This is a genomic window from Asticcacaulis sp. P2_B1 (assembly GCF_056404915.1).
This window is the reverse complement of the sequence record NZ_JBFUDD010000001.1, coordinates 75,082-92,772: the sequence shown is the minus strand read 5'-3', so window position 1 is coordinate 92,772 and position 17,691 is coordinate 75,082. Positions and strand designations below refer to the sequence as shown.

Genomic DNA, 17,691 nt, shown 5'->3' with positions numbered 1-17,691 from the left:
ACCAAAACATGCAGTAAAAGGAAGTACCCCTCACCCGGCAGGCTGAAGCCTGCCACCCTCTCCCCTTGAAAGGGGCGAGGGGAAAGGTGCTTCAGATTGTTTGGGCTAGGTTAATGGCAGGGCCTCGATGATCGCATAGGCCGTCGCGTAGGGCGCTTCGTCGCTCAGCGACAGATGGATGTGGGCGGTGTGGTTTTCGGGCAGCAGCCCGCGTAGAATCTCGGCTGCGGGACCATGCAGGAGGACATGCGGTTTGCCCAAGGGGCCCGCGACGACCTCGATATCGGTAAAGAAAAAGCCGCGCACGCCGGTGCCGAGGGCCTTGGCGACGGCTTCTTTGGCAGCGAAGCGTTTGGCCAGGCTGAGGTCGGGTTTGGCGGCCGCAAGGGCGTGTTGCTGCTCGCCCGGCGTATAGATGCGGTTGAGAAACCGGGCGCCGAAGCGTTCACGCGATGCGGCGATCCGTGTGCCGTCGCAGAGATCGACGCCGATCCCGACAATCATTTGAGGCCTGCATCCATCAGGCCGCGCATCCGGCCAATGGCGGCGTCGAGGCCGACAAACACCGCTTCGCCGATCAGGAAATGGCCGATATTCAGTTCGCGAATATGCGGAATGGCGCAGATGAAAGGCACGGTGTCGTAGTCGATGCCATGACCGGCATGGACTTCGATGCCAAGCTCATGCGCTTGGGCGACGGCGTCCTGCAAGCGCTTGAGTTCACGGTCGAAAATGGCCCTCTCCTCCTCGCGATAGGCATCGCAAAGCGCACCGGTATGAAATTCAACAACGGGGGCGTGGACGGCGGCCGCGGCTTCGATCTGGGCCGGATCGGTGGCGATGAACAGCGAGGCGCGGACGCCGGCCTTGCCGAGCAGCTTGACCGCCTCGCCGATATTGTCGATCTGGCCAAGCACGTCCAAACCGCCTTCGGTGGTGCGCTCCTGGCGGCGTTCCGGAACCAGGCAGGCGGCATGGGGTTTCAGCTTCAGGGCCATGCCGACCATTTCGTCGGTGACGGCCATTTCGAAATTCAACGGACGGCCGAAGGTGTCGCACACTTCTTTCAGCGCCCAGATGTCCTTGTCGATAATGTGCCGACGGTCTTCGCGGAGGTGGGCGGTGATGCCGTCGACGCCGGCTTTCAACGCCATCTGGGCGGCGCGCACCGGGTCGGGTGCGTGACCGCCGCGGGCATTGCGCACGGTGGCGACATGGTCGACATTGATACCGAGGCGGATGCGTTGCGGGGTCATGCTGTAGCCAGCCGGCGCGAGCCGGGATCCTGGACGGGAATGGCGGCCAGCTCCGGCGGTAATTGATCGGCGGGATAGGCCGGGACTTCGAGCGTGGCGAGCGCGATCAAGGGCACGCCGACATCGGCCTTGCCGCCCGAGCGATCGACGATGCAGGCGGCCGCGACGACGTTTCCGCCGGCTTCGCGGATCGAGGCGATACATTCGCGCGACGACAGGCCGGTGGTGACGATGTCCTCGACCATGACGACGCGGGCGCCGGGTTCGATATGGAACCCGCGGCGTAGCTTGAAGGCGCCGCCTTCGCGCTCGACATAGAGGGATGGCACTTTCAGGTGGCGTGCGGTTTCATAGCCCGGAATGATGCCGCCGACCGCCGGCGAAATGGCGACGTCGACGCTTCCGACGGCGGCCGTGATTTTCTCGGCCAGCGCCTTGCACAGGCGCTCGCAGCGGTCGGCATTCATGAAGACGAGGTTCTTTTGCAGGAACATCGGGCTGTGCAGGCCGCTCGACAGCACGAAATGGCCTTCGCGCAGGGCGTTGGCGGCGCGGAATTCGTTGATCACGTCTTCGGAGGTCATGGGAATCTACCTTAAAATCCAGACTCAAACCTTTAGCGCAGAGCCGCCTCAAGCTAAAGGTTTTCCGCTGAAATCCGGCAAAAAGTACGCTGAGCGCGGTGAAGGACTTTTTGCTGAGGTATTAGCCTCTCACCCGATCGACGCTTTCGATCATCGGCGAGGTCCGCAGGGCGGCGGAGATGTTGATGATGTGGCGGGCGTCCATGACCTCGATATCGAAGTCGGTGTCGTTGAAGTCCTGAAGTTGGCTGCGCGGGTGCATGCGGACATTGATGATATTGCCCTTGGCCTCGCCGATCAGGGTGCAGGCCTGGCCCAGCACGCCCGGCTTGTTCTGCATATTGACGCGGATGCGCGCCACGCTGAGCGTGTTCTTTTCGGCATTGAGCGTCCAGTGCAGGTCGATCCAGCGGTCCTTTTCGCCTTCCAGGGCTTCGAGCGTTTCGCATTCGATCGAATGGACGTGGATGCCGTCGTCCTCGACAATGCCGACGATGCGGTCGCCCGGCACCGGGTAGCAGCATTTCGAGAACACCATGCGGTGGGTTTCGGTCAGGGCCGAGCCGCGGACGAAGGCCATGCCGCCCTCGCCGTCCTTGATACGAACCAGGCTGTCGGTCGACAGCATCAAGGGCAGTTTGAGGCCGGGGAAGATGGCTTCGAGGATCTTGGCCGGGAAGATCTTGCCGCGGCCGCACAGTTCGAAGAGATCGTCTTCGTTGGTGACGTGGAAGCGCTCGAACGCCGTGCGCCAGCTGATATCGGTCAGGCGCCTGTCGACCTGGGCGGCGGCGCGTTCGACGGCAGTGCGGCCGAGCTTGATGAAGTCGCCGCGCTCGCTTTGGCGGATGTGGCGGCGGATGGCCGAGCGCGCCTTGCCGGTGACGGTCAGGGAGAACCAATCCTGGTTGACGCGGGCTTCGAGGCCGGTGAGGATTTCGACCTGGTCGCCGTTTTGCAGCACGGTGCGCAGCGGCTTGTGCTCGCCATTGATCAGGCAGCCAATGGCGGTTTCGCCGATGGCGGTGTGGACGGCGAAGGCGAAGTCGAGCGGCATGGCGCCGCGCGGCAGGGAGATAAGCCGGCCCTTCGGCGAGAAGACGAAGACCTGGTCGAGATACATCTCCATCTTGGCATGTTCGACCCAGTCTTCGGAATCGCCGCCGTTTTCGACGATATGGACGATATTGCGCAGGGAATTCATCGGGTTGCGGCCGCCGTCGCGGGTCGCCGCTTCTTCGTCGAAGCCATAGGCCTGGTTCTTGTAGCCCCAGTGGGCGGCGACGCCTTCTTCGGCGATACGGTCCATTTCCTCGGTGCGGATCTGCAGCTCGATACGTGTGCCCTTGTGGCCGACGACCGTGGTGTGCAGGGATTTGTAGTTATTCGACTTCGGCGTCGAGATAAAGTCCTTGAAGCGTTCCTGGACACAGGGCCAGGCGCGGTGGATGACGCCCAGTGCCTTGTAGCATTCCTCGGGCGATGGCACGACGACACGGAAGGCATAGATATCGGAGAGCTGGGCGAAGCCGACGCTCTTGCGCTGCAGCTTCTTCCAGATCGAATAAGGCGATTTCTCCCGGCCCATGACGCGAGCAAAGATACCCTGCTTTTCCAGCTTGCCGGCGACGTCGCGGGCGATGGCGGCGATCGCCCCGCCCTTCTCTTCGTTCATTTCCTTCAGGCGCTGGATGATCGCCTGATGGGCCAGCGGGTTGATGAAGGAAAAGGCCAGGTCTTCGAGCTCGGTGGCGAAACGGTTGCAACCGATCGAGCGGGCCAGCGGCGAATAGACTTCCAGGGTTTCGCGCGAAATCCGCTCGCGCTTTTCCGGCGCGACATATTGCAGGGTGCGCATATTGTGCAGGCGGTCGGCCAGCTTGACCAACAGGACGCGGATATCCTTGGAGATGGCCAGGATGAACTTGCGCAGGTTTTCCGACGACTTGGTATATTCGGATTGCAGTTCCAGCCGGGTCAGCTTGGTGACGCCTTCGACCAGGGTGGCGATTTCCTCGCTGAACTTGGCGGCGATCTCCTCGCGCGTTGCCGCCGTATCCTCGATGGTGTCGTGCAGCAGCGCGGTGACGATGGCGGCGGAGTCGAGCTTATAGTCGGTCAGGATGCCGGCGACTTCGATGGGGTGGGCAAAGTACGGGTCGCCGGAGGCCCGAAGCTGGGCGCCGTGCATCTTCATGGCATAGACATAGGCGCGGTTGAGCAAGGCTTCGTCGACGGTCGGGTCATAGGCCGAGACGCGTTCGATCAGTTCGACCTGGCGCAGAAATTTCGGCCGGTTGACAGCCATCAGCGGCGCCACGGCGTCCTTGACGATGGTGGGAGCGACGGGAGTCGGGGGCGCATCATCCGGCGCAGACCGGACGTCGCCCGAGACGGACGCCAGTTTTGCCTGAAGTTGCTGTTCACCCTCTGCCGACATATCCTGTCCTGTAAATGCAAATTTGTGCAAAAAGTGTCTCACAGGCTTGGCAAGGCGCGCAAGACAAAAAGGTCCGGAAGATGACTTCCGGACCTTTTAAATAGGATGTTGGGCGCAGATTTTTAGTAGCGCTCTTCTTGACCGCCATCGCGATCCGATTGCAGGGCGCGGATCAGTTCGCTTTCCGACATTTGCATGTGCTGCGGATCGGCCAGCAGGGCCAGGGTTTCGGCCTCTTCCTCGGCTTCGGTGCGTTCGTCGACACGTTGCAGCGAGGCGATCAGGCTTTCGGTCAGTTGGGTCGGCGCCAACATGCCATCGGCGATTTCGCGCAAGGAGACAACCGGGTTCTTGTCATTGTCGCGGTCGACCAGGATGGCCGAGCCCGACGAGATGGCGCGCGCACGGTGGGCGGCCAGGAGAACAAGATTGAAGCGGTTGTCGATCTTTTCGACGCAATCTTCGACGGTAACGCGAGCCATGGGCACCTCAAATGACAACAACGCCACGGCCACGAATCATCATCCGTGTCCCGGCGTGCGAAAACAAGTTGCCTCCCTATACAGGTGGCTTGAGGCGAAAACAAGACATTCGTTGGGTTGCGACTGCCGATGTAGCCGACCGGGGTCGAGATTCGGAGTGGTTGTGCCCGGATTGGCCGAAAACCGACGCTCCGAATCTCAATTTGGCGATTTTTGACGGGTATTATGTTGCCGCATGATTACGATATGTGAAATTAATTATCATATTTCGTATTTTATCCGTTGACATGGCAGGGCAAGCTTGGTAGGTTTTTCTCAGCATCCAGTGTTGCGAATGAAATCAACCCCCACGGTTTTTGACCGGTGGGGCTTTTTTATGCCTGAGGAGGGCCTTCCATGACCAACGAGACAAAGACAGAGCGGCGTCCGCGCAGCACCTATTCGGAAAAACTGGCTGAGCGGGTTTGCCAGCTGATTGCGGTCAGTACGATCGGATTGAAGCGGATGGTGGCCGCCGACATGACGCTGCCCAGCGAAAGCACCATCTATCTGTGGGTCCAGCTCTATCCCGACTTCCACGACAAGTATCATGCGGCCCGGGAAGCCCAGGCCGAGGCGCGATGGGCGGCGTGTCAGGTGATCGCCGAAGACTACCAAAGGGATGTCAAGGTCCTGGTCGATGCGAGCGATCCGCAGCTGGCGGCGAAGACCAAGGCGCTGAATGAAGCCGCCAAATTGGTGATCGATGTGCAGTGCCGGATGATTGCGTGGCTATCGCCGAAGAAAGCGAGCGAAATCGTCAGCAAGCCGCCCAAGCGCAAGAGCAAGCCCTTTATGTACAAGACCCTCGATGACCTGATTTGCTAAGGCGCAGGGGGAGCGCCCGTTGCCAAGTTACCAGACGATATGGCTGTAGACGTCGGGCAGGATCGCGTTCTGAACCGTGATCGTGTTGCCGGCGCCGAGGTCGATGACGGTATCCGAGCCTGACTGGGTAACGGTGACGCCATGCCCTTCGACAGTCCCGCTGCTATAGCCATGGATATTGATACTATCTCCCTGGGCCGCAGAAAAATCGCCTATGACATCCACGCCGCTGCCCTGGAAAAATTTGAAAGTGTCGGCACCGGCGCCACCGATCAGGATGTCGTTGCCTTCCTTGCCGTCGATCTGGTCGTTGCCGCCAAGGCCGGACACGGTATTGGCGCCGCTATTGCMATGGATGATATTGTCGCCATCATTGCCGGTGGCATTGAGGGTACGACCGCCCTTGAGGTCGAGGTTTTCGACCTGGCTGCCGACGAGGCTGTAGGTGACGCTGGCGCGGACGAGGTCGGTCCCCTGCCCGGCCAATTCAACAACGACGTCGCCGGCATTGTCGATCTGATAGGTATCGTCGCCCATGCCGCCAATCATGGTGTCGGCGCCGGCACTGCCGTCGAGGCGGTCATTGCCGCCGCCGCCGTAGAGCGTATCATTACTGCCTCCCGTGGTCAGCAGGTTATCGCCGCCATTGCCGGTGACCGTGATCGCGAGGTCGCCGTAGAGCTGGGCATTGATGGCAGCCGCTCCTGTCAGGGTCACGGCCTCGACAAAGGCCAGATTGAGGGACGCCGAACTGTAAACGGTATCGTGGCCGCCGGCGGCGGATTCGATGACCTTGTCATTGGCATCATCGACATAATAGGTGTCATCGCCAGTGCCGCCGGCCATGGTGTCAGCGCCGGAGCCGCCGTTCAGGATGTCGTTACCGGCAAGTCCCGACAGTTCGTCGATACCGCCATAACCCAGGAGCAGGTTGTTTCCGCTGTTGCCGGTCAGCGAGTTGGCACCGCTGTGACCGCGGGCATCAATATCGGCCGCACCGGTCAGAACCAGGTTCTCGACCGCGGTTCCCGACAGCGCGTAGCTGACCGAGGCGTAGACCGTATCGATGCCCTGATTGCTATAGTCCAGCACGACATCGCCGGCATCATCGACATAGTAGGTGTCATTGCCCAAGCCGCCACGCATGGTATCGGCGCCGGTGCCGCCATCGAGGATATCGTTGCCGTCCATGCCGCTGACATAGTCGGTACCGGCACCGCCGTAAATCTTGTTGGCGGCGCTGTTGCCGGTCAGGACGTTGGCGCCGCTGTTGCCGGTGGCATTGGTGGCCGTTGTGCCGATCAGGGTCAGGCGCTCCACGGACAGGCCCACAAGACTGTAATTCACAGAGGCATAGACGATGTCGGTGCCTTGTCCGGTATAGTCCTTCACGACATCGTGGATATTGTCGACATAGTAGGTGTCGTTGCCGAAACCACCAGCCATAGTGTCGGCGCCAGCGCCGCCATCGAGCGTGTCATTGCCGTCGAACGCTGTCAGGGTATTGATGCCGGCGTTGCCGCTCAGGTGGTTATCGCCGGCATTGCCCTTGCCGCGCAGATTGGCGGTTCCGGTCAGGATCAGATTTTCCACGGTGGCGCTGAGCGTATAGCTAAGCTTGGTGCGCACCGTATCGTTCCCCTGGCCGGACAGTTCCACGACGACGTCGGCCGTATCGTCGACGACATAGGTGTCGTCGCCGAGGCCTCCGGTCATGATGTCGCCGCCCTTGGCGCCATCGATCATATCATTGCCGTCGAAGCCGAAGAGGTGGTTGATATTGTTGTTGCCGAAAATGGCGTTGTCGAGAGCATTGCCGCTGCCGTCGCGTTTGGCGCCGCCGCTGAGATAGAGGTCTTCGACATTGGCGCTGAGTGTGTAATCAACCGCGGCGATGACGGCGTCGCGGCCGTCGCCGGCATTTTCATTGACGACGTCGCCGGCGTTGTCGACATAATAGAAGTTGTTTCCGAACCCGCCGGTCATGATGTCGGCCCCGGCCATGCCGTTCAAGGTATTGCTGCTCCCATTACCGGTCAGATGGTTGTCAAGCGCGTTGCCCGTAGCCGAAATATTATCGTATCCGGTCAGCATCAGGTTCTCGATATTGGCGCCGAGCGTGAAGTTGACGCCGGCCTTGACCGTGTCGTCGCCTTCGCCGGCATTCTCGCTCACCATATCGCCGGTGACGTCGACCCTATAGCTGTCATCGCCCGTTCCACCGATCAAGGTATCGATCCCCGCCCCGCCATCCAGAGCGTCGTCACCGGCGCCGCCGGTCAGGACATTGGCGGCATCATTGCCGGTTATGGTGTTGGCAAGGTCATTGCCGGTGCCATTAATCGCGGCGGTACCCGTCAGGACCAGGCTTTCGACATTGTCGTCCAAGGCAAAAGTGACGGACGAATTGACCATATCATGGCCAGCGTCGGTATTTTCCACCACGGTCTGGCCGGCGAGGTTGACGAAATAGATGTCGTCGCCGCCCAGGCCTGCCATGGCGTCGGTTGCGGCTTCTCCGTAAAGATAGTCGACGCCGGCGCCGGCGTGGTCTGTCAAGACCTTAACATCCTGAAAGATGCCAAGAAGGTGGCCGTTTTCATCATAGCTGACGGCCAGTTGTACATTACCGCCACCTGCCAGGTCGGTGCTGTTCCCAGGAGAGTCTGCTACCGTAGCGGTTCCCAGGTCGACCGTACCCGCACCCGGGTAGGCGTTAACATGCAGGTCATAGGTATAGTGAGTATAGTTATAGACCAGATGGCCTTGATCATCGACGCTGAAATCGGCCCACGTGTACCAATCGTCGGAGCTGGCGCGGCCGGTGTAAACAACGTCAGAACTCACCAATACGCCTTGTGCGTCGTAGTGGGAGGCTTTCGCGTAATAATCGCTGGAAGCCGTTTCGTAGGTTTTTTCGGCTTCGCGGACAACAACGAAGCCGCCGTCCGATAACGCGTAAATTCCCGCTATCAACCAATCGAAAGGGTCATGACCCAGGCTTATTTCAGCGCCCGTGGCCGCGTTATCCGCGTCATATCTTTGAATATGAATGCCATCATCGCGATAATAGGCGGCAACGAAGCCGCCTCCCGTCAGGGCTACGACGCCGCCAAATTCACCGGCCTGGGTCGACAATTGCACAATTCCGCCCAGCTTCTCTCCCGCGGCCGAGTAGTGTTGGGCGAAAGCAATGCCTGCCTCGCTGATCTCGTCGGAGGCTGTCCACACAACCACATAGGTCCCGTCACTCAGGGCGGCGACGTTCGACGAGGCTATATAATTTTCCGCTCCGTCATCGATGCGCTCGCCCTGACGGATATTATAAATCATGACCATGGCGTTTCTCCCGATTCCCCCCGACCGTGCTCTTGGGCGCGGTAAGACAACAATAGGGTAAACGGGTAGCCGGTCAACGCCTGTCGCGGGGGTTGCACGTTATTGTGTCAGGCCCGCCGTTGCAATCGACGCATGAAGCCGACCTTGATGATGATGGCAGCCAGTACGGTCGACGCTGCAAGGTAAACAAGGGGATTGGACCCGAGTTTATGCAGGTTCAGCGTTCTCAGGATCAGGACAAAGGGCACGGCATGAAGGGCGGCGACGGCGGCAAGGACCAAACCCAGGGCCACGAGCGACAGGCGCCCCGTCGCGGACGCGCGGTGTTTCGTCGTCATGGTGAAACTGCCGAATTCTTCCGAATGGATGGCGGTTTTCGGAACGCCGGCCTGGGCCAGGATGGCCTGCATCGCCGCCACCATGTCCCGGAGGCCGGCGATGTAGTAGACCGGCGCTTTCATATCCGGCAGGTAGCGTTTCAGCATGGCCGGCGATATCCGCCCGGTGTTTCCAGACCAGGCATGGGAGTCGTCCGTCCGGGTCATGGTAGCGATCAGGCGAACATTCGGATGGCTGGCGGCCAGGGCCTGAAGTTCAGCGAGAAAAGGGGCATCTTCCGGCCGATGGTTCGAATAGATAAGCAGGAAGTCGCGCTGAACATCGTCGGCCATGGCCTGTTTCAGCATGGCATAGGCCGGAACGACGCCGATACCGCCGGCCAGGAAAACCACAGGGTGATGGTCGTCCGCGTCGAGGGCGAAGGCGCCTTTCGGCGGATTGGCCAGCATGTCGATATGGACCGTGTCACCGATCGCCAGCTGGGACAGGGCAAGCTTGAACGGCGATGGACGCATGCGGATGGCAAAGGCCAGGTCGGCTTCGAACGGCGCGCTGGCGAAAGACCAGAAGCGATATTTGCCGGCCGGATCCTTGCCGGCGAGCCGCGGAAGGGTCATTCTGACGTGCTGGCCGGCGCGGTAGCGAAACCCGGGCGGTTTTTCGAAGACGAACAGCCAGGTGTCGTCGGCAATCAGGGCTTTGGATTTGAAGGCGATGTCATGACTTAGTCTTTGTYCCTTGCCGTGCAGGTGGCGAAGATGTGTGTGGTCCATGGGCCTGTCCAATCATGATTGTGGAATAGCTGGACATGGCCTACGTTATTGGACACTCTGTTCAATAATTTTTGCCGGACGAAATGAGGCTGTGCTCCGTTACTGGACGGTGGGCTGAAATTTTCCAGGAATTGTATCAATGGCCTTTAATTATGACTCTTAAGAATGCCCCGTTCCGTAAACCTACCGTGTTCACACATCATTACCGAGGAGCGCCACTCCACGCTTCAACACAACGCGCCCTTACACGCAGTTGGCCGTCAACCTCGCAATTGTCTTAGAACGGCCTTTAATCAGCTCAAACCCAGGCACGATGCCCCACCACCGCATCTAGCCGCGAAGGCGCGGCGTCGTGCGGTCCCCCTCCCCGGCAAGCGGGGAGGATCAGGAAATCAATAACTTATTGTTCCTTTCCGACCGCCAGATGATGTTGGAAGTTAAATAGAAAATTGTGTGAATCCGGCCTCCCCGCTTCGCAGCGTGGGCGGAAGTAAACCAGTATTGGAGCACGACAATGCATCCGCCGAATATCGATCGACGCGTAGTGAAGACAAGGCGCGCCTTGCAGCACGCCTTCATGAACCTGATCCTGGAGAAGGGATATGACGCGGTGTCCATTCAGGACATCTGCGACGCCGCGGATGTCGGCCGATCGACCTTCTATACCCACTATACCGGGAAGGATGAGCTGAAGCGCGCCGGCCTCGAACATTTACGGATGGTGCTGACGGCGCAACGGCTCGGCGCCTCCGCCGCGGAAGCGCCGCTGGGTTTCAGCCTGGCCATGTTCGAACATGCCCGCGACCACCTCCACCTGTATCGCGCCCTGTTCGGCACGACCGGCGGTGTGGTGGCTATGTCGACCATCAGGGATATTCTTCAGGATGCGGTGCGCAAGGATCCGTGGTTCGCCAACCGCGCTTCGAAAACGAAAGCCGACGAAATGGCCGTGCAGTTCGCGGTAGGCGCCCTGATGTCGGTCCTGACCTGGTGGCTGGACGGCGGCGCCGCGACGGCGCCGCGCGAGATGGACGCCCTGTTCCGCCGGATGATCGTCGATGGTGTCGGGGTCGACGGTGCCGGGCCGGCTACTGGGTCAGGCGCGTCTTCTTGATGGCTTCGAAGACGGCGCTCAGGGCCGTATTGAGTTGGCTGGCGCTGGAAAGGTCGTAGAAATAGTCCGAGCGTGAGGCGCAGGCGCGCAGCATGTCGGAATTGCCTTCGATGACCTTGACGACGAAGACGGTAATGCCCTGGGCCTTGGCATTGGTACAGGCCAGTGCGGTGCGTGGGTCGATATTGACGGCGTTGGCCGGATTGGAGCTGGTATAGTCGCGGTTGGCGGTGTTTTCGCCGTCGGTGACGATGATCATATATTTGTGGGTCAGCGGGTCGTTGAAATTGACGCCGCCAACAAACGGATCGGTCGGCGACAAGACTTCCATGCCCCACTGGACGCCAATGGTGATATTGGTATTGCCCCCGGGCGTCAGGGTCTGGACGAAACTGCGGGCCGTAGCGATATTGGTGCTCAGCGCCTGGACAGGCTTCAGGGTACTGGTGGCGCAGGTGCGCGCCGGATAAAGGGTCGCGGCGATTGAGGCCGTCGGCGCGGTCACCTGAGTATCGTAAGGTTTGGTGCGGTCGATGACGCAGCCGGTCCAGGCCGTCTTGGTGTCGTTATAGGCGGGATAGAGATAGGTGCGTGAGGTGCCGTTGACCGTGCTGACCGTCGTCTTGGCGGCGACCGAGCCATAGCCGCCGCTATTGCTGACATTGTAGACCAGTGAACCTCCGGCAATGGACTTGTAGCCATTGGGGTCGGTGGTGGTCGGCGCCACGCCAAGTCCCCCGCTACCGGATGCCGTGCTGGTGGAGGCGCTGAAGAAGCCTGTAGAGGTCGATGTGCCGGCCGCGACATTGTGGACACCGGTTTCGTCGGTATAGCTGTAGGCGGCCGTCGTCGTCGTTTTGGTCTTGTAGATATCGGTGAAGGTCACCGTATTGCCGTTGACATTGGCCTTGAAGGTCACCGTGGTGAAATAGCTGCCGTCGGCGGCGGGCGAGGTGACATTGGACCAGCCCTTGACGCTGGCGCGGCAGGCGGTTTGATCGGTCAGACCGTTGCAAATCTTGTCATAAACGTCCCACGCCGCCGTGCAGATCGTACCGCTGATATTTTTGCAGCCTTCGCTCATGCTCTCGGCGCCGTAATCGACATAGGTCAAGGCCGTACCCTGGGCGATCTTGACCTGGGTGTTGAACGGCACAATGGCGACCTTGGTATTGGAGACATTGACGCCGGAACTGTTGAGCAAGCTGGCGAGGACGCTGTCGACCGAGGATTTCAGGTTGGTCATCTTGTTCGAGTCGGCCATCGAACCGGTGCTGTCGAGGACCAGGGCAATTTCCGAGGTCTGCATCTGGGATTCGGCCTTGGCGAGGACCTTGACATTATAGTGATCGATGCCGATGAAGCCGCCGAAATAGCTGGTGACGTTGGCGGTGACGGCATAGGACTGGCTGATTGTCGTGCCGGTGGCGGTATTGGTCAGGACCTTGTTCACGCCATAGACCGACGGATTGTGAAAATTCTTGTCGAAGGCGCTGGCAGCCCAGGTGACACGCTGGTCCTGGGTCGTGCTGGCGCTCTTGATCATGATGGCCAGAAGCGCTGCGTCGGCGGCATCCTGCATATTTTTGCGAGCGGTCATGACGCGGGTCATGTCGATGGCGCAGCCGATGGCCAGAATAATGGCGAACAGGGACAAGCCAAACATCAGGATGGTGTTGCCGCCGCAGTCGCGGCGAAAGCGGTCGCAAAAACCAACCCGGAGGCTGGGCTGAACGTCAGACTTGGTACGCATAGACTTGGCACGCAAAGACAATGTCGGCACCCTCATGATAAACATCGTGCAAGAGTTACCGCAAAAAGACTAAAATATTGCTATTCGTCYTTTTTAGAAATGCGCCTGCAAAGGATTGCCATCAGCGCGAGAGCTTGGGGGCGTGGCTGGTGGGGCCGACGCCGTTGGGCACCGGCACGCCCGAGCCGGCATAGCCGGTATTGATCACCAGGGTTGGGTTTTTGGTCAGTTGCAGGGAACTGGCGACGATGATGCTCCAGGCGGAATCCTGGGCGACATTGCCGGACGTCTGGACGACCAGCTGGGCGTTGGGAATATAGATGGTGCCCAGAAGCTTGCTGACGTGGTCCGATGCGATGATGAATTGCTCATGATTGTCGCGGGTGGTGACGATCAGAAACCCGGCGAACGGTCCCGTTTTGCGCGCGCCGAGTTCCACCGAGGCCTTGTCGGCGAAATTGATCTTCTTGGTCGAGCCAAAGATCAGCACCACGTCGTCACCGCGGATAATGGCGTTGTCATGGGCTTCGAGATCGTCCATGAAATAGTGGTCGCCCGGAAGCAATTGCAGAGTGGCAAATTGCTCGATTTTGAAATGCTCGCAATGGACGCCGGGCGCCAGGACCAGAATCCCCGCGCTTTCCGTCTTGATCTCTTCCGGCTTGCCGACGCAGGCGGTCGGTGCCTTCAAATTCATCGAGGCGAACGGGTCATCTATGGCCATGGCGCCGGAATTGCCTGCCGGGCTGACCGGCCCCTTGACGGTGCCGACAGCCTGGGTGCGGTCGGCCTGGATCATGGCGCCGCCGTCCACAATAATACTTTCGTTGGCATGGATGGCGCAACCGGTGGCGCGAATACGGGCCGTGTTCTTGATGTCGATGCCGCCGCCGCCGCCAGTTTGCAGAATACACAGGGGCGAGGCGTTCAGGCTCTCGGCCGTCGCCTTGACATTCAGGTTGGCGTTGCCGAAGCCGTCAAAACCGATCAGGGCCTTGTGGTCGGCGCGGGCCGTGACGGTGACGGCCTGATTGTTATTTTCCAGCACGACGTTGAAAACGACGGCGCTGGTGACATGGGCGTCCTTCAGGACCTGGCGCGCCACGGCGATGGCGGCAGAGGTGACACTGTCGGTGCGTGATGAACTGGCGACGGACAGGTGGCCCGCACCGGCCAGGGCACCGGCGTCGACAGCGTTTTGCAGCACGGCACGTTCGTTCGAGGCGGAGAACAGATCGATCGACGCGCAGGCAACAAAGGTCAATGGCAAGGCACACAGGCCGAAGACCAGTGAGACATTACCCTTTGTGGCGGTTACACATCGCAGCAACGCACGCCAAAACACCGAACCCACTCCCGTTATTGATGATCACTATAAATCAATACCGGTTAAGAAAGTTCATCCAGATATCGATTGTTATTTGAACTTTCAAACGGTCAGAATATTTTTCGTTTAAATTCAAATAGTTATAATAGAGGCCGCCGCTAAATTTGCGGTTTCCTTATAAAATGCGCCGGTGATCACGATGCCGCCTTTACTTGGCGAGTGCCTCGCGCACCCAGGTTTGGAAAGCAGCGACGGCGATTTCATGCTTCGGCGACAGGCGGCCGGTCTGGTAGACGCCGGCATTGAGGTTGTCCTGGACACGTTCGGTGATCCAGATGTCCTCGGCGGTGACTTGATCCGACATGGCGAGGGTGTCGGCGGAAACAGCTTCGCCGTCCGGCGTCAGGTAGAGGTAGTCGAGCCGGGTTTGGAGGTGGCCGATCGGCGACATGCGCTCGATCATCAGGCCGCGTTGATAGACATTGATGCCGATATTGGGCCAGACCCAGCCCCAGAGGCCGTCATAGACGGCGTCGCTGGATTTCGGCGGGGCGTCGTGCAGGACCACCCTGCCCTCCACCGTCACCTTGTACAGCGCCGACTGGATCTCGGCATCGAGGCCAGGGTGCATGGCGGGGACGTGGTAGCCTTCGTGGTAGTTTTCGACATAGGTTTTCCAGTTGCAGTTCAGCACGTGGTGACGACGCAGGCCGACCTTGAGGCCCGACCAGTCGGCCCCCGCCAGACGAGAGTCCAGGCGGGCGTCGAGCGGCTCCATCTGGGCGGCGAAGTCCGGCAGGCTGTCGCCGATGCCGACAAAGACCAGGCCACGCCACAGGGCGACCTGAACCGGGAAAAGGCCGAAGTCGCGCGGGTCGAAATCGCTGGCGACGCCGAAGTCGCGCGCCAGGCGCAGGCGGCCGTCCAGCATGTATTTCCAGCCGTGATATTGGCAGGTCAGGTGGCCGTCGCAAACGCCCGAGTCGTCCTTGACCAGCGGGCCGGCGCGATGGCGGCAGACATTGTGGAAGGCGCGGATAACGCCGTCTTCGCCCCGGACGGCGATGACAGGGAAGCCTGCCAGGGTGTCGGCGCGGTAGGCGCGCGGTTGCGACAGCTCGGTCTCAAAGGTGAGGAACTGCCAATTGTTGGCAAAGATGGCCTGGCGTTCGAGCGGCCACATTTGGGGGTCGACATACCAACTGGAGGGTGCGGTGACGGGGGCTTTCGGGGCGGGGATGACGGTGTCGCTCATAACGTTTCTTTGGGTTTGCGGATCAGGCCGATGACATAGAGGATGACGCCGGCACCGATCATGACGCCGGCGGCGATGGCGAGTTTCACGGTTGCCATGATGCCGTCAGCCGCGTCGGGGCTGGGGACCATACTGCAAATAATGGCGCTGAGGGCGACCGCGAAACCGAGCATGGCCTTCCAGCTGCCGCCGATGATCAGCCAGGCCACGAACAGGAACAGGTACGGCAAGGTATAGGACAGGACGCTCATGGCGTTGATATAGTCATAGGCCGCGGCGACCGTGGCGCCGGCCTGGCTGAGGGCCAGCAAGGCGATGACCAGGACGGCCTGGCCCCAGATGGCCGTCGTCGGCGCGCCGGTCTTGGGGTCGAGTTTAGCGAGGGCCTTGGGCATGGCCTGATCGAGGCCGGCGGCGAACGGCAGGCGCGCCGCCGCGCCGAACCAGGCGCTCAGGCCACCCAGCATGGTGCTGGCCAGGCCGATGAGCAGCCAGGGCTGCAAGGCCGGCGCTTTCAGCTTCTGCAAGGCGACCTGCATCGCGTCGGGCAGGCCGGCCAGGCGCGAGGCCTGGTCCTGAGGCAGGATCATCAGCATGCCTGCCGTGCCGACGGCGTAGGCCACCGCCAGGAAAACACCGATGAGCACCAGGGCGCGGGCGATTTGCGGGGCGCCGCCCTTGGCTTGATTGCGCAGCAGCGCCACGCCTTCGGCGCCGCCATAGGCAAAGACCATGGTCGACCACAGGATGGCGCCGTTGCCGTCGAGCTTGGGGAGGTATTGCGCCGTGGCGAAATCGGTCGCCGAGCCAAAGCGGCCGGTCAGGATGAGGCCCGCTGCGACGAGGAAGGCGAGGATCAGGAAGGACGCGACGGCGCCGACGATCGGCACCCATTTGCCGACGCCGATGCCGGCGGCGTGCATGGCGCTGACGGCGAGGACGATCAGGGAGGACAGGAGAAATGTGCCCAGGGGCTGGGCGATCCAGTGTCCGACATCGCCGCCGATGACCGGGGACATCAGGCTGACGATAAAGATCAGCAGCCCGGCGAAATAGGGCAGATTGCAGGCCCAGTAGAGCCAGCCGCACATGAAGCCGGCGAAGGGTCCCTGCGTCTTGCGCGTCCAGGCGTAGATGGCGCCTTCTTCGGGGAAGTGCTTCGACAAGGCCGTGGTCGCCATGACCAGCGGCACCAGGAAGAGCGCGGCGGCGAGGATCCAGATCGGAATGGCAACGGGGCCGGTCTTGGCGCCGGTCGCCAGCCAGCGGATGCCGAAATTCATGGCGGTGCCGTAGAGGACAATGTCCCAAAGCCCGACTTTTTTTGCGTTATCCATCCGGCCCCGTCCTGCGCCACTTATTGGCCCGTTTCTTGTGAAACGACAAGGTGCGACGAAGGACGCCCGAGGTCAAGCGTGTCGTCGCGGATCAGGCTTCGTTTTGGTTCTCAAAGGTCGAGGCCTGCCGCAGCTGGACGACGGAATCGCAAAACCAGGCCAAATTTTCAAAGGATTGGCGAGCGCTGGCGACGACATCGTCATGGTGGAAGTCGTGGCTGTCGAGAACTTCGGCGAACCGCTTCCATTGTTGCGCATTGTCGTGATGATAGCTGGCGAAGAACCATTGATCGATGTGCGGTATCAAGGCCAGTTGGCGTTCGACATGCTTGCTGATCGCCTGACCGCCCAGGGTCGAGCCCTGTTTGACATAGAGATAGCCGGCCATCTTCGAGGGCGTATCGAGCGGGGGATGATGAAACGCGATGCGATCGGCCCAGCTTTCCAGCCGGTGCTGCGCCAGGTCGGACGCCAGCCAGGCCAGGACCGGCGCATTGGGCGCGTGCTCGGGCCATTCGGCGAAACAGGCGGCTTCGGCGTGAGTATAGTAGGCGTCGAAGGCCAGCAGGATGTGATGAAAGTCGTCGAGGGTCAGCCGGTCGTCCGAGAGGCCGGTCAGAAGCGGGTGCTGGTGGAGCGCTTCATATTGGGCGCGCGTGTGATGTCGCAGGGCTTCGATAAGGGACATAGAACGGTGGATTGGGGGGCCATCGGATACAGAATCTCGTCAAATATTGGGCAAAATTTATAAAAAGAAAATGTGGGTTTGGAGTTTGTCCACCATCATCACGCGACAAAATCCTTCATTCTTGCCGCGGATCGCGC

14 protein-coding genes are annotated in these 17,691 nt (G+C 60.5%); 2 read left to right on the top strand and 12 right to left on the bottom strand.

Annotated elements, in window-relative coordinates; all coding sequences use genetic code 11:
* Nucleotides 1–105: 105 nt before the first annotated feature.
* The 5 genes from acpS to rpoZ form a co-directional block, all read right to left on the bottom strand.
* Entirely contained in the window at nt 106–504 is a 399-nt protein-coding gene (gene acpS / locus AC1DX3_RS00440) for a holo-ACP synthase (protein WP_476987257.1), read from the bottom strand.
* Complete coding sequence (locus AC1DX3_RS00435; RefSeq protein WP_476987256.1) at nt 501–1,256, bottom strand: pyridoxine 5'-phosphate synthase; 756 nt, start codon at nt 1,254–1,256, stop codon at nt 501–503. The genes acpS and AC1DX3_RS00435 overlap by 4 nt, the downstream gene beginning before the upstream one ends.
* Nucleotides 1,253–1,840, bottom strand: a complete 588-nt coding sequence (gene pyrE / locus AC1DX3_RS00430; RefSeq protein ID WP_476987255.1) for an orotate phosphoribosyltransferase — start codon at nt 1,838–1,840, stop codon at nt 1,253–1,255. The genes AC1DX3_RS00435 and pyrE overlap by 4 nt, the downstream gene beginning before the upstream one ends.
* 121 nt (nt 1,841–1,961) lie before the next feature.
* Nucleotides 1,962–4,280 carry a RelA/SpoT family protein gene (locus AC1DX3_RS00425; protein ID WP_476987254.1) on the bottom strand — a complete coding sequence of 773 codons (2,319 nt, stop codon included), beginning with the start codon at nt 4,278–4,280 and terminating at the stop codon, nt 1,962–1,964.
* 122 nt (nt 4,281–4,402) lie between these two features.
* Nucleotides 4,403–4,762 carry a DNA-directed RNA polymerase subunit omega gene (gene rpoZ, locus AC1DX3_RS00420; RefSeq protein WP_476987253.1) on the bottom strand — a complete coding sequence of 120 codons (360 nt, stop codon included), beginning with the start codon at nt 4,760–4,762 and terminating at the stop codon, nt 4,403–4,405.
* 396 nt (nt 4,763–5,158) lie between these two features.
* On the opposite strand from rpoZ, the gene AC1DX3_RS00415 reads away from it, so the two are divergent.
* Nucleotides 5,159–5,629 (top strand): terminase small subunit-like protein, encoded by a 471-nt coding sequence (locus AC1DX3_RS00415; protein WP_476987252.1) that lies wholly within the window; start codon nt 5,159–5,161, stop codon nt 5,627–5,629.
* A gap of 27 nt (nt 5,630–5,656) precedes the next feature.
* Here the strand turns inward: AC1DX3_RS00415 and AC1DX3_RS00410 are convergent, their stop codons facing one another.
* Both AC1DX3_RS00410 and AC1DX3_RS00405 read right to left on the bottom strand, forming a co-directional pair.
* On the bottom strand, nt 5,657–8,968 hold the full coding sequence (locus AC1DX3_RS00410; RefSeq protein WP_476987251.1) for a beta strand repeat-containing protein: 3,312 nt from the start codon (nt 8,966–8,968) through the stop codon (nt 5,657–5,659).
* Between the two features lie 107 nt (nt 8,969–9,075).
* Entirely contained in the window at nt 9,076–10,080 is a 1,005-nt protein-coding gene (locus AC1DX3_RS00405) for an FAD-dependent oxidoreductase (protein ID WP_476987250.1), read from the bottom strand.
* 514 nt (nt 10,081–10,594) lie between these two features.
* Between AC1DX3_RS00405 and AC1DX3_RS00400 the strand changes: the two genes are divergently transcribed.
* The gene (locus AC1DX3_RS00400; protein WP_476987249.1) at nt 10,595–11,194 is read left to right on the top strand and encodes a TetR/AcrR family transcriptional regulator; all 600 of its coding nucleotides are present in this window, start codon (nt 10,595–10,597) and stop codon (nt 11,192–11,194) included.
* Here AC1DX3_RS00400 and AC1DX3_RS00395 read toward each other — a convergent pair.
* The 5 genes from AC1DX3_RS00395 to AC1DX3_RS00375 all read right to left on the bottom strand — a co-directional run bounded on the left by AC1DX3_RS00395 (nt 11,169) and on the right by AC1DX3_RS00375 (nt 17,554).
* Entirely contained in the window at nt 11,169–12,947 is a 1,779-nt protein-coding gene (locus AC1DX3_RS00395; protein WP_476987248.1) for a vWA domain-containing protein, read from the bottom strand. The genes AC1DX3_RS00400 and AC1DX3_RS00395 overlap by 26 nt on opposite strands.
* Before the next feature lie 121 nt (nt 12,948–13,068).
* Entirely contained in the window at nt 13,069–14,292 is a 1,224-nt protein-coding gene (locus tag AC1DX3_RS00390; protein WP_476987247.1) for a TadE/TadG family type IV pilus assembly protein, read from the bottom strand.
* 190 nt (nt 14,293–14,482) lie between these two features.
* Nucleotides 14,483–15,529, bottom strand: a complete 1,047-nt coding sequence (locus tag AC1DX3_RS00385; protein WP_476987246.1) for an aromatic ring-hydroxylating oxygenase subunit alpha — start codon at nt 15,527–15,529, stop codon at nt 14,483–14,485.
* The gene (locus tag AC1DX3_RS00380) at nt 15,526–16,866 is read right to left on the bottom strand and encodes an APC family permease (protein WP_476987245.1); all 1,341 of its coding nucleotides are present in this window, start codon (nt 16,864–16,866) and stop codon (nt 15,526–15,528) included. The genes AC1DX3_RS00385 and AC1DX3_RS00380 overlap by 4 nt, the downstream gene beginning before the upstream one ends.
* Nucleotides 16,867–16,957: 91 nt before the next feature.
* The gene (locus AC1DX3_RS00375) at nt 16,958–17,554 is read right to left on the bottom strand and encodes a biliverdin-producing heme oxygenase (protein WP_476987244.1); all 597 of its coding nucleotides are present in this window, start codon (nt 17,552–17,554) and stop codon (nt 16,958–16,960) included.
* Between the last annotated feature and the right edge of the window lie 137 nt (nt 17,555–17,691).